This window comes from Candidatus Sneabacter namystus, assembly GCF_008189685.1.
Taxonomy (GTDB): domain Bacteria; phylum Pseudomonadota; class Alphaproteobacteria; order Rickettsiales; family Rickettsiaceae; genus Sneabacter; species Sneabacter namystus.
This window is the reverse complement of record NZ_CP043312.1, coordinates 13856-26259: the sequence shown is the minus strand read 5'-3', so window position 1 is coordinate 26259 and position 12404 is coordinate 13856. Positions and strand designations below refer to the sequence as shown.

Below are 12404 nucleotides of genomic sequence, written 5' to 3'. Positions count from 1 at the left end.
CTGCTGTTTTTGATGCCTGTGCATCATCGAAATTAACTACCTTTATTTTTGCTCTGCTTACAAGAGCTTTTTTGCCTCTACGCTTGTAAGCTTTTTGGCATCAAGGCAATATTTATATACTTCAGCGACGTTGACACTGGATATTAATGCATTTCCAATATAACGCTCTATAAAGTCATATCCTGGTTCTTCAGCAAAGACAGCAATTACAGAAGATGCATCTACCACAACTTTACTTCTCATCTTTGCCTATTTTTCAAATTTTTTCATTTCCTGGAGAGCAGCTTTTCTTTTGTGCTTTAAAAAATCATCAACGAATGCCATACCAGGCTTACGATGTTTTGCAAAAACGCTACGTATCTCATCCAGTGTACGCAGTGCATTCTTGATAATCACTTTGTTATCATCAACTTCCATTGCAACACTTCCCATATTAGGAATCTTGAGTTTTTTCTAATATTAGCAGGTATTAGCACCTTACCATTTCTGTCGATGTTGAGAATTTTTGTTTCCATTGATATAAATATTTAATGATAGTTACATGCTAATATAATTTTAGAAAAGAGCGAATCTTGCAAATCATGTATTTGAATTAATCAATTGATTTTTCAGTTTTGTGATTTTCAACTATTGAGCAGTGATTACTCGCATATTCACATATTCAATAATTTATCCATCTCATATCCCATGGATCTGTCATAATTACCTTGCTGTTATTATTTGCACATCTAAATTGCACTGCTGCCAGATAGTGTCGCACGTTAGTACCGGAATCTTCTTTATCATTCCAAGCGCTATACATGCTCTGTCTCCTAAAGATAGGCCGCAGCTTTTGGTTGTGGCATAGAGCTGCGCTGCAATACGTGCATGTATATCATCAAAGCTTATTACTTTGACTCTGATTTCTTCCATCATTTCATTTACTTCTTCTTCTCTTAGGTCAGAATCATAAAAGCAAGATTTATATACTTCCGAACTATTTACAGAGGATATGATTGAACCTTCCATATATTCCAAAATCAGTTCGCGCCCCTTTTCTTTATTAAACACTGCAAGCACTGCAGAAGCATCTAGCACTACTTTCTTAGACATTCTCTTTCTTCTTGTTCTACTTCCCTACGTCTTTGTTCTAAAAGATCAGAAACAACATTTTTTCTCTTTTTTCTTTTAGTAAAAATAGCATGCACCTTATCTATATCGACTGTTGGCCTTTTTATTTTTAGTTCTCCATGTGAATATTCCACTAAGGCTCGTCCACCCGATTGTAACTCCATATCTTTTCTGATAGATGCCGGTATAAACACCCTGCCATTTCTATCTATACTCACTACTTTTATCATACAATTATGTTATTAAAGCTTATATGTTATAAAGCAATAGTAGCATATACCAAATTATAACACAATGATTATGCACTACATACCCAACAATTTATCAATCTCATATCCCATAGAGCTTACGATTCTTTCATCTAAATGAGACTTCATAAACTCTACCATTGCCTCAGTTTTACCTGTTGGATAAAACTCTAGCATCAGTTTGTTGAACTCTTCTTTAGATGATGATGGAAGGTTAATAGCTGGATATCCATGGCTAAGTAAGATGCCATTCATCATGAATCTTCCCATGCGCTTATTTACATCAAAGAAGAATTTGTACCTTGCCATCTTGAGAAATACCTCTATAGCATACGTGTAGATCTTTTCTTCTGGAAAATTGCTAGCATAGCAGTGCTCAATTTTGTTCCAGTGTTCTACAAGATCTGTGGCTTTTGGAGGGCAGTATTTGGTGCCAGCAATTGTTACTTCTTTACTTCTAAATTTGCCCCATTCTAAAGCTTCATTTAATCCTGCAATGCTGTGCAATTTACACACAAAACTAGAAGACATGCCAAATATCCCTCTTGAAATTGCATCAAACAGAAACTCCCAGGCATTTTTTTGATTGATTACAATCTCTTGATCAGATAGTTTCTTACCTCCAATAGTTACTCCATCTAAAAGAGTCTTGACCTCAATCAGCGTAAAATTGATTCCCTCTAACTGCGCAGCATCATAGACAAACTCAGGGAGCGCTCTTTTTGCATGCTGTATCGCTTCTTGTTGTTTATTCATCTTTTATATTCATTAGGCTATAGAGTTTATCTTCTAGCTCTTGAGTAATTTGTAGGCGCTTTTCAAATGTTGCAGCATTAGATGTGTATGTACTCATATTGCCAAGCTTTAGCTTATGTCCTAGCGTGTGCTGAGTGATTAGCACGTCCTCCGTTTTACCCCAATGTACTCTAGTGCGTCTTAAATCATGTATGTTGAGTTGCCATAAACTCTCTGGCATTTGTTTGCGTATTTTTACCCACTCTCTATACACTCTGAGATATGGGAAGTTTAATACTTGTTTAGATTCTTTTGTCTTAGTTTGTAAAAATGCACATATCCTTTTGCTTAAAGGAGCGTGTACTACTTCTTTCTTTATTTGTTTTTGTGGTAAATAAGTCCACTTGCTGTTTTCTAAATCTACACCAAATTCCTTTTTGGAATTGCTCCATCTCATATCAAGTACAAACCCGGATAGTGAAAGAGACCACCATGGTCTTTTCCCTTTCCTCTGTAAGCCTATTCAAATAAGGGAGTAATTTGTTGCTCTATAGCACATTTTTGCAAAAGACCGCAAAAAAACCGCTAAATATGGGGGGGGGTATTTTGTATGGCTTTCGTATGGCACAGGGGGTTAAAAAGGCCCAAAAAGGGGCAATATTAAGGACAAAATATATGGCTTTCATATGGCATTTGTATGGCAGGGAGGTTAGCGCTGTTAGTGTTTGTATATAATGGTGTAAAATGGGCAGTCTATGCCGAAATTTTTTCTCTATCAGGCAATGCAATCACGTCAAACCTAAGCGGAATTAGCGCTGGTTTGTAAGTCACTATACTTAGAAGAGAAAACTTCGCTAAGTAAAAATTTATGATAGCAGATGCAACTTATCTTTTAGAAGGCAAGAACTTTTCTGTAAAGATAAGGCAATACTTTTATTGCGATGTTGTATCTACTACTGCTTCAAGATCTCCCATAGGACCTGCCGCATCTACATGATGTGCAGATTCAGGAGTCATACCCGCTGCTGCGGCTGCACCTTCCTCTTCGCGATCAACAAGGCCACCTGCTGCATCTGCATGACGTGGAGATTGCCCTGCCGCATCTACATGACGTGGAGATTGCCCCCTGCCGCATCTACATGATGTGCAGATTCAGGAGTCATACCTGCTGCTGCTGCATCTACATGATGTGGAGCTTGCCCTGCCGCATCTACATGATGTGCAGATTCAGGAGCCATAGGCCTTGCTGCATCCATATCAACAGCAGTAGCTGTAGCACTTTCTTCTTGATCACCTGCTTCTGATCCTTTAGTAGCAACTACAAGTTGTTGTTCAAGACTTGCTTGTTGAACTGCCTCTCTTTCTTCTATGATTATAGGAAGCAACTTACTCTTTATCTCGAGTTTTGGTAGCGCAGACCTAGGATATTCAATCAGGCATTGCTTTGCAATATCTAACATCTTTTGTTCATATTCCTTTAGCACTTCTTTCTCAGCTTCATCTCTCTCAATGAGAATTGCTTTCTCAGCTTCATCTCTCTCAATGAGAATTTTTCGTTTTTGCTCGATAAGAAACTTTGTTCTTCCTCTGTTTGCAAGAAGGAGCACTGTTGTAAACTTACATATGTCACGTGTTTGCATATAACCATACATGTGGGATGCTAGATCTTTTGGTAGCATAAGCAAATGTAACGCTGGATCTTGTTGTAGCCCAAGCGAGCTACCGATCTCATTTTTGGAAAGCATGTTAAATCGTAATACTTCCTTCTTTACTTTGTTATATACAGGAAGGTGTGTTAGAGGAGAAAGGTCCTTTACGTCTATTGGATTTTCTATTAGATCAAGTTCTCTTAGATATCTAAGTTCACTTATAGGACGGACATCTGTTATTTGATTATTGCGTAGATCAAGACTTGTTAGATTTGGTGTGTCTTTAAAAACATCCATACTTTCTATTTTAGCCCTTGATAGATCAAGACTTTGGAGTTGGCCTAGGGCCTGAAAAGCACCTGTAGCTATATTACCACCTATTGTGATATGTGATAGCTCGAGCTTGAGCGTGGGTTTATCTAGGCCACGGAAGGCATCTGTAGCTATACCTCCTTCTATTGTGGCATCTAATAGTTTAAGTTCTTTGAGATTTGGGAGATTTTGAAAAGCACCTGTATCTAGGCCACCATTTATTGTGGCATCTGATAGCTTAAGCTTTTCGAGATTTGGTGTGTCTTTAAAAACGTCCATACTTTCTATTTTAGCCCTTGATATATCAAGACTTTGGAGTTGGCCTAGGGCCTGAAAAGCACCTGTAGCTATATTACCACCTATTGTGATATGTGATAGCTTGAGCTTGAGCGTGAGTTCATCTAGGCCTTGAAAAGCACCTGGAGCTATATTACCTACTGTGGCATGGCTTAGAGAAAGCTCTGTGAGGCTAGATAAGCCTGCAAAAGCACCTGGAGCTATATTACCTACTGTGGCATGGTTTAGAGAAAGCTTTGTGAGTTTATCTAGGCCTTGAAAAGCACCTGGAGCTATACCTCCTTCTATTTTGGCATATGACAGATCAAGACTTGTGAGTTCATCTAGGCCTTGAAAAGCACCTGTAGCTATACCTCCTTCTATTTTGGCCCTTAGACTAAGCTTTGTGAGTTTATCTAGGCCTTGAAAAGCACCTGGAGCTATATTACCTACTGTGGCATGGTTTAGAGAAAGCTTTGTGAGTTTATCTAGGCCTTGAAAAGCACCTGGAGCTATACCTCCTTCTATTTTGGCATATGACAGATCAAGACTTGTGAGGCTGACAAGGCCTTGAAAAGCACCTGTAGCTATACCTCCTTCTATTTTGGCACTTAGACTAAGCTCTGTGAGTTTATCTAGGCCTTGAAAAGCACCTGGAGCTATACCTCCTTCTATTTTGGCCCTTAGACTAAGCTCTGTGAGTTTATCTAGGCCTTGAAAAGCACCTGGAGCTATACCTCCTTCTATTTTGGCATATGACAGATCAAGACTTGTGAGGCTGACAAGGCCTTGAAAAGCACCTGTAGCTATACCTCCTTCTATTTTGGCACTTAGACTAAGCTCTGTGAGTTTATCTAGGCCTTGAAAAGCACCTGGAGCTATATTACCTACTGTGGCATGGTTTAGAGAAAGCTTTGTGAGTTTATCTAGGCCTTGAAAAGCACCTGGAGCTATACCTCCTTCTATTTTGGCATATGACAGATCAAGACTTGTGAGTTCATCTAGGCCTTGAAAAGCACCTGTAGCTATACCTCCTTCTATTTTGGCCCTTAGACTAAGCTTTGTGAGTTTATCTAGGCCTTGAAAAGCACCTGGAGCTATATTACCTACTGTGGCATGGTTTAGAGAAAGCTTTGTGAGACTAGGTAAGCCTGCAAAAGTACCTGGAGCTATGCCGCCTTCTATTGTGGCATATGACAGATCAAGACTTGTGAGGCTGACAAGGCCCTTAAAAGCACCTTTACCTATACCACCCTCTATTTTGGCACGTGATAGATTAAGACTTGTGAGGCTAGATAAGCCTGCAAAAGTACCTGGAGCTATGCCGCCTTCTATTATTGTGGCATAGTTTAGATTAAGACTTGTAATATCTGTTGGATATTGCTTACCCGCTATTGTAACTGTTTTTGGTGGCATATATTAATTAATATCTTACTTAAAAAAGATCATTTTTTACTTAAAAAAAGATTCATTTCGTAGGAGTGTACAAAAGTATTCTAAATAAAGCAAATTTTTTCTAACACACTCCCTGATAGCAGGTTGCATAAGTAGTAAGAGATTATAGAGTCAATGTGATAGATGGTTGAAAAGGGCATAAAAGAGATAGGTAAAATAAAAGGAAACGAGGTCCATACAGCAGAGTACTACAGTGTTTAGGCAGAGATATGATGTCTATAGCGCACGGTATTTCTGCCATTGCTAGACAAAAACAATCTTCTGTACTGGATTGCCTACGGCTTGCATTTAAAAGCTACGATGAAAATACAAAGCGAGCTATCTGCCTTATTAAAATCATGGATCGTCTCCATAACCTTGAGACCATGAATTGCTTCTCCACTGAAAAACAGGAAAAGCTAAAGAGGGAAACGATCGAGGAAATACTCCCTTTGGTATTCTCTTTAGGATTAAAATGCAACGAAAGAAAAACTATATTTTGCCTGCAGTCTACAACCCGCACATGATAGAAAATGCTAATCAAAACCCGCATAGAATCACAATACTTTCCTTTATATGCGAGACTTCTATCCTAATGTTTAAGTGTTCGCGTATCTTTTTAGAAAGTAATATTTACCACGTAAAGTAACAATGGAAAGTGGTAAAAGAATGAGATACAAGGCATAATGTCCGAATTTTGGTATCAAGAACTCATTTGGAAAAATGAACAGTAAGGGACCAAGTAACACTCCAATTCCTGCTCCCAAAAAAACGCATCTGGACCTTTTCAAAATAGGAAATTGAGCAATAGCAACAGGGGCAGCTGGATAGTCGCTAATAAAGCACAAGAAGCCAAAAGCCTGTACAACGAATATTGATTCTCGAGAAAGACCTACAGTATTAAACCACAATGGAATTAATATAAGAAAAAATATGTAAACCCAATTTCTAAAGATTGCTACTTTCATGGGGTTCACAGTTCTAACTAGAAAAGATTGAACAAACATACTGATTAACGCAACCAGTGCAACAAATAAATTTTGTTTTCCTATTTCTGAAGCACTGCACCCCACCTTCAAAAGCAACGATTTACAATATAGGTACGGAACAAATATACATGCTATTTCATTACCAGCCCTGGTTAAGGTGTAATAAAAAAAAGCCTTTCTATCAACATTTTCTTTTAGTATTGGGCTGTTAAGCTCCTTTCCACTCAATTGCAGCAATAATCGTTTCTTTATTCCATCAAAATCCACAGTTTCTCTAAGCACAGATCTTGCATATGTAGCAACAAAGGCAACAGCACTACCAATAATAAATGAAATTCGCCAAGCACCGGGAAATACCTCATCTAGTCTGATTGCAATAGTAGCAATTGTAATTGCTAGAAAAGTGCCACAATATGAAAATGCAGATAAAATGGATGTCGCAAAGCATCTGGTATTATAATGTACAATCGTTTCCGTCACATATATTTGAGATCCGAACAATTCTCCCATAGAGGTAACACCATGCACTGCTCTGCATAATATTAAGCAATAAGAAGCAGTAACACCCAACGTATCATATCCAGGTAATCCAGCTATAAAAAGACATGCTACAGCTGTAACAAAGGTTGTAACAAATATCGTAGTTTGTCTGCCAAAATGATCTCCTATCCAACCCCACAAAATCGAACCCAACGGCCTCAAGAAAAATGGAAGACATAGAGATATTTTTGCCCACCATGCACTATTGGTAAAAAACACTCTATCTATGACTATCGCCATGTGCACGTATAACATGACATCTAGGTACTCCAACATAGTACCAATGGAGAGCATAGCAACGGCCTCTTTTTGCCATTTTTCTAGTTTGTTATTTGTAGAGCCGGCAGTAGTGGAAGGAGTGACCATATTGCTTAGAATAAAAGGGAATTGATTTTCCTCTGATCAAGAGAGTCTATACTCCCCCCAACAATGCCAGAGCCCTTGCCTGAACTGTGAGTGTTTTCCATATCTATTTCTTACAGTTATCTGTCTTGAGGCTATCTCTTTTTATGAGTGGAATCAACCATCTTTTAACTAATTAAGCAAACAGATGTCATCCTCTAGCGTGATGCTGCATCTCTCCTTGAGGCTATCTTTTAGTGCATCTAGCACGTTTTCTTAGTTGTCCATTATCCAATTTTTAAAGAAATCACTTTTTACACACATCTTGTACGTATCTTTTTCACTTGCCGGCAGAAACCTCAAAGAGTGGAACCATCCCGTATAGTCATATCCACGACTTGCGGCCTTAAAGAGGTCAAATAAATGAATTATTATATACTACTTATGCAACCGGTAATCAGGGAGTGTGTTAAAAAAAATTTGCTTTATTTAGAATACTTTTATAAAATAATCCTTTTTTAAGTAAGATATTAATTATTATGCCACCAAAAACAGTTACAATAGCGGGTAAGCAATATCCAACAGATATTACAAGTCTTAATCTAAACTATGCCACAATAATAGAAGGCGGCATAGCTCCAGGTACTTTTGCAGGCTTATCTAGCCTCACAAGTCTTAATCTATCACGTGCCAAAATAGAGGGTGGTATAGGTAAAGGTGCTTTTAAGGGCCTTGTCAGCCTCACAAGTCTTGATCTGTCATATGCCACAATAGAAGGCGGCATAGCTCCAGGTGCTTTTAGGGGCCTAGATAAGCTCACAAAGCTTCATCTTGCAGGTACCACAACAATAAATGGTTGTATCACTCCACGTACTTTTGCAGACTTATCTAGTCTCACAGAGCTTGATCTAAGACATGCCACGATAGCGTCAGATGCTTTTCGAGACCTTGTCAGCCTCACAAGTCTTGATCTGTCATATGCCAAAATAGAGGGTGGTATAGATATAGGAGTTTTTAGTTGCTTACCTAATCTCACAGAGCTTAAATTAGCATCTGTCGAAATAAAAGGAGACATATCTCCAGGTAATCTTGAGGATTTATCTAGCCTCACAAGCCTTAATCTAGCAGGTGTCAAAATAAAAAGTATGGATGTTTTTAAAGACACACCAAATCTAACAAGTCTTAATCTATCACGTGCCAAAATAGAGGGTGGTATAGGTAAAGGTGCTTTTAAGGGCCTTGTCAATCTCGCAGGGCTTAATCTATCAACTTCCGAAATAGAAAGTATGGACGTTTTTAAAGACACACCAAATCTCGAAAAGCTTAAGCTATTAGATGCCACAATAAATGGTGGCCTAGATACAGGTGCTTTTCAAAATCTCCCAAATCTAACAAGTCTTGATCTATCAGATGCCACAATAAATGGTGGCCTAGATACAGGTGCATTCCGTGGCCTAGATAAACCAACGCTCAAGCTCGCGCTATCACATATCACAATAGGTGGTAATATAGCTACAGGTGCTTTTCAGGCCCTAGGCCGACTCCGAAGTCTTGATCTATCAAGGGCTAAAATAGAAAGTATGGATGTTTTTAAAGACACACCAAACCTCACAAAGCTTGACCTATCAAATGCCAAAATAGAAGGAGGTATAGCTACAGGTGCTTTTCAAAATCTCCCAAATCTCAAAGAACTTAAACTATTAGATGCCACAATAGAAGGAGGTATAGCTACAGGTGCTTTTCAAAATCTCCCAAATCTCAAAGAACTTAAACTATTAGATGCCACAATAGAAGGAGGCATAGCTACAGGTGCTTTTCAAAATCTCCCAAATCTAACAAGTCTTGATCTATCAGATGCCACAATAAATGGTGGCCTAGATACAGGTGCATTCCGTGGCCTAGATAAACCAACGCTCAAGCTCGCGCTATCACATATCACAATAGGTGGTAATATAGCTACAGGTGCTTTTCAGGCCCTAGGCCGACTCCGAAGTCTTGATCTATCAAGGGCTAAAATAGAAAGTATGGATGTTTTTAAAGACACACCAAATCTCGAAAAGCTTAAGCTATTAGATGCCACAATAAATGGTGGCCTAGATACAGGTGCTTTTCAGGCCCTAGGCCGACTCCGAAGTCTTGATCTATCAAGGGCTAAAATAGAAAGTATGGATGTTTTTAAAGACACACCAAATCTAACAAGTCTTCATCTAGGCAATAATCAAATAACAGATGTCCGTCCTATAAGTGGACTTACACGGCTAATGGAACTTGATCTACGCAATAATCAAATAACAGATGTCCGTCCTATAAGTGGACTTACATTGCTAATAGAACTTGATCTACGCAATAATCAAATAACAGACGTTAGTGATCTAAGTGGACTTACACGGCTAATAGAACTTGATCTACGCAATAATCAAATAACAGACGTTAGTGATCTAAGTGGACTTACACGGCTAAGAGAACTTGATCTAATAGAAAATCCAATAGACGTAAAGGACCTTTCTCCTTTAACACACCTTCCTGTATATAACAAAGTAAAGAAGGAAGTATTACGATTTAACATGCTTTCCAAAAATGAGATCGGTAGCTCGCTTGGGCTACAACAAGATCCAGCGTTACATTTGCTTATGCTACCAAAAGATCTAGCATCCCACATGTATGGTTATATGCAAACACGTGACATATGTAAGTTTACAACAGTGCTCCTTCTTGCAAACAGAGGAAGAACAAAGTTTCTTATCGAGCAAAAACGAAAAATTCTCATTGAGAGAGATGAAGCTGAGAAAGCAATTCTCATTGAGAGAGATGAAGCTGAGAAAGAAGTGCTAAAGGAATATGAACAAAAGATGTTAGATATTGCAAAGCAATGCCTGATTGAATATCCTAGGTCTGCGCTACCAAAACTCGAGATAAAGAGTAAGTTGCTTCCTATAATCATAGAAGAAAGAGAGGCAGTTCAACAAGCAAGTCTTGAACAACAACTTGTAGTTGCTACTAAAGGATCAGAAGCAGGTGATCAAGAAGAAAGTGCTACAGCTACTGCTGTTGATATGGATGCAGCAAGGCCTATGGCTCCTGAATCTGCACATCATGTAGATGCGGCAGGGCAAGCTCCACATCATGTAGATGCAGCAGCAGCAGGTATGACTCCTGAATCTGCACATCATGTAGATGCGGCAGGGCAATCTCCACGTCATGTAGATGCGGCAGGGCAATCTCCACGTCATGCAGATGCAGCAGGTGGCCTTGTTGATCGCGAAGAGGAAGGTGCAGCCGCAGCAGCGGGTATGACTCCTGAATCTGCACATCATGTAGATGCGGCAGGGCAATCTCCACGTCATGCAGATGCAGCAGCAGGTGGCCTTGTTGATCGTGCAGAAGAAGGTGCAGCCGCAGCAGCGGGGTCTGTGACTTCTCAATCTGCGCATCATGTAGATGCGGCAGGTCCTATGGGAGATCAGCTTGAAGCAGTAGTAGATACAGCATCGCAATAAAAGTATTTTAAAGGTGCTATGTACACAAAAATGGCATTCGATTAGAGGAGCTGGTCAAGCGTTAAAACGTTAATGCCCCTGGCATTTGGGAGTTAGCGCTCCCTTTGTCAGGTGTAAAGACGATATGCTCAAGATTGTTGGAGGTACTGAACTTTTATTTTCTGAGATATCTGAGTAACGCTGCTGGCTTTATAGTTGTTTAAACGTAATTGTGCACTTTGCAGGGAAATATCGCTCTTTGATGTTTTCTGCAAGAGTCAATAGTAGGAATGGGCCTGTAATGATCGGATCGGGTTCTAGAATGCATGGAGGACATCGTTTACTTTACGTTGCGCGCCTATATGGGTAGTTGGCAATAGTCAGCTGAAAATGCTTTCTAAAGTATATGTAAGAGAACTTAAGAATTACAAATATAAACTCAATTCACATATGCAAATAGTCTTTTTATTTGCCGAGTGTTCTGCCAAGTTAAAGGATCCTGAGTGTTTTGCATCGGTAGTTAAAAATTTGCGTATATGCTATTATAATTATATGGATCTTGATTGTGTTACTGTGAAAAAACTGAGGATTTGCCCACTTCTCTTGGTTTTATCGTCTTAATGAGCAAAAAATAGGAAGTGGAGACAGATACTCTCATGATAAGAGATTTAGAAAGGGTGCTATATCAAAAAAAGTGATGGGTTAGTGATGATCTACAGCAAAATGACTGTCCCGCAAGTAAGCATGCAACATGGAGTTATTACAATTCCAAAATTTGAGATTATTCTAACAGCGAATTCTTCAAATAAGTTGAAAGGGGCATATATTAAAAATCAGAGATATTATCCAATGATTCGTAGTAGTTGGCGGAGAAATGATGAATTAGAGATTTTTGTACAAGCTGGGAAACAGCTAAAAGAATATTTTTCAGGTGTTCGAAAAAATTTTGATTTAGAATATGAATTTCCTGATGTGGCTACTTATTTACAAACTAAGGTTTGGAAGCATTTGACAGATATACCTTACGGTATGACTATGACATATCAAGAATACGCTAAAAAGGTATCTGTTGTTGCTGCCGTCAGATCGGTTGCAAGCGCTGTTGGCCGTAATCCAATAATAATATTTGTTCCATGTCATAGGTTAAAAAGAACAGATGGCAGAATAGGAGGTTATGCTGCTGGAGAGACATTGAAACAAGATCTGCTTCGTCTGGAAAGCCATTATGGAACAAATATGCAATACAAGTAAATTGATGTTGTTATGTAGAACCACTCAGATTCCATTTAATTA

11 protein-coding genes are annotated in these 12404 nt (G+C 38.9%); 3 read left to right on the top strand and 8 right to left on the bottom strand.

The annotated features are described in order from the left end of the window. Positions 1 to 57 precede the first annotated feature (57 nt). The 6 genes from FZC37_RS00095 to FZC37_RS00070 form a co-directional block, all read right to left on the bottom strand. Positions 58 to 243: a PIN domain-containing protein gene (locus tag FZC37_RS00095; RefSeq protein ID WP_148951711.1), complete on the bottom strand. Its 186-nt coding sequence runs from the start codon at positions 241 to 243 to the stop codon at positions 58 to 60. A gap of 6 nt (positions 244 to 249) precedes the next feature. Next, positions 250 to 432 (bottom strand): hypothetical protein, encoded by a 183-nt coding sequence (locus FZC37_RS00090; RefSeq protein WP_148951710.1) that lies wholly within the window; start codon positions 430 to 432, stop codon positions 250 to 252. Between the two features lie 270 nt (positions 433 to 702). After that, a complete protein-coding gene (locus FZC37_RS00085; RefSeq protein ID WP_148951709.1) occupies positions 703 to 1092 on the bottom strand; it encodes a type II toxin-antitoxin system VapC family toxin in 390 nt (129 codons plus the stop codon). Then, a complete protein-coding gene (locus FZC37_RS00080; protein ID WP_148951708.1) occupies positions 1077 to 1340 on the bottom strand; it encodes an AbrB/MazE/SpoVT family DNA-binding domain-containing protein in 264 nt (87 codons plus the stop codon). Before FZC37_RS00080 ends, FZC37_RS00085 begins: the two co-directional genes overlap by 16 nt. A gap of 75 nt (positions 1341 to 1415) precedes the next feature. Then, positions 1416 to 2114 carry a Fic family protein gene (locus FZC37_RS00075; protein WP_148951707.1) on the bottom strand — a complete coding sequence of 233 codons (699 nt, stop codon included), beginning with the start codon at positions 2112 to 2114 and terminating at the stop codon, positions 1416 to 1418. After that, the gene (locus tag FZC37_RS00070; RefSeq protein ID WP_148951706.1) at positions 2107 to 2550 is read right to left on the bottom strand and encodes a site-specific integrase; all 444 of its coding nucleotides are present in this window, start codon (positions 2548 to 2550) and stop codon (positions 2107 to 2109) included. Before FZC37_RS00070 ends, FZC37_RS00075 begins: the two co-directional genes overlap by 8 nt. Positions 2551 to 2961: 411 nt before the next feature. On the opposite strand from FZC37_RS00070, the gene FZC37_RS03155 reads away from it, so the two are divergent. Next, positions 2962 to 3090, top strand: coding sequence for a hypothetical protein (locus tag FZC37_RS03155; RefSeq protein WP_281286390.1), 129 nt, complete (start codon positions 2962 to 2964; stop codon positions 3088 to 3090). Positions 3091 to 3196: 106 nt separating this feature from the next. Here FZC37_RS03155 and FZC37_RS00065 read toward each other — a convergent pair whose 3' ends face one another. Both FZC37_RS00065 and FZC37_RS00060 read right to left on the bottom strand, forming a co-directional pair. Further along, complete coding sequence (locus FZC37_RS00065; RefSeq protein WP_148951705.1) at positions 3197 to 5746, bottom strand: leucine-rich repeat domain-containing protein; 2550 nt, start codon at positions 5744 to 5746, stop codon at positions 3197 to 3199. A gap of 617 nt (positions 5747 to 6363) precedes the next feature. Further along, positions 6364 to 7659, bottom strand: a complete 1296-nt coding sequence (locus tag FZC37_RS00060) for an MFS transporter (protein ID WP_148951704.1) — start codon at positions 7657 to 7659, stop codon at positions 6364 to 6366. Positions 7660 to 8174: 515 nt separating this feature from the next. On the opposite strand from FZC37_RS00060, the gene FZC37_RS00055 reads away from it, so the two are divergent. Both FZC37_RS00055 and FZC37_RS00050 read left to right on the top strand, forming a co-directional pair. Next, complete coding sequence (locus FZC37_RS00055; protein ID WP_148951703.1) at positions 8175 to 11132, top strand: leucine-rich repeat domain-containing protein; 2958 nt, start codon at positions 8175 to 8177, stop codon at positions 11130 to 11132. 687 nt (positions 11133 to 11819) lie between these two features. Then, complete coding sequence (locus FZC37_RS00050) at positions 11820 to 12362, top strand: methylated-DNA--[protein]-cysteine S-methyltransferase (RefSeq protein ID WP_148951702.1); 543 nt, start codon at positions 11820 to 11822, stop codon at positions 12360 to 12362. Positions 12363 to 12404 lie beyond the last annotated feature (42 nt).

Excerpts from the sequence above, each read along its gene's own strand:
- FZC37_RS00065 (WP_148951705.1), bottom strand. The coding sequence starts at position 5,746 with ATGCCACCAAAAACAGTTACAATAGCGGGTAAGCAATATCCAACAGAT.
- FZC37_RS00060 (WP_148951704.1), bottom strand. The coding sequence starts at position 7,659 with ATGGTCACTCCTTCCACTACTGCCGGCTCTACAAATAACAAACTAGAA.
- FZC37_RS00075 (WP_148951707.1), bottom strand. The coding sequence starts at position 2,114 with ATGAATAAACAACAAGAAGCGATACAGCATGCAAAAAGAGCGCTCCCT.
- FZC37_RS00085 (WP_148951709.1), bottom strand. The coding sequence starts at position 1,092 with ATGTCTAAGAAAGTAGTGCTAGATGCTTCTGCAGTGCTTGCAGTGTTT.
- FZC37_RS00095 (WP_148951711.1), bottom strand. The coding sequence starts at position 243 with ATGAGAAGTAAAGTTGTGGTAGATGCATCTTCTGTAATTGCTGTCTTT.
- FZC37_RS00090 (WP_148951710.1), bottom strand. The coding sequence starts at position 432 with ATGGGAAGTGTTGCAATGGAAGTTGATGATAACAAAGTGATTATCAAG.
- FZC37_RS00055 (WP_148951703.1), top strand. The coding sequence starts at position 8,175 with ATGCCACCAAAAACAGTTACAATAGCGGGTAAGCAATATCCAACAGAT.
- FZC37_RS03155 (WP_281286390.1), top strand. The coding sequence starts at position 2,962 with ATGATAGCAGATGCAACTTATCTTTTAGAAGGCAAGAACTTTTCTGTA.
- FZC37_RS00080 (WP_148951708.1), bottom strand. The coding sequence starts at position 1,340 with ATGATAAAAGTAGTGAGTATAGATAGAAATGGCAGGGTGTTTATACCG.
- FZC37_RS00070 (WP_148951706.1), bottom strand. The coding sequence starts at position 2,550 with ATGAGATGGAGCAATTCCAAAAAGGAATTTGGTGTAGATTTAGAAAAC.
- FZC37_RS00050 (WP_148951702.1), top strand. The coding sequence starts at position 11,820 with ATGATCTACAGCAAAATGACTGTCCCGCAAGTAAGCATGCAACATGGA.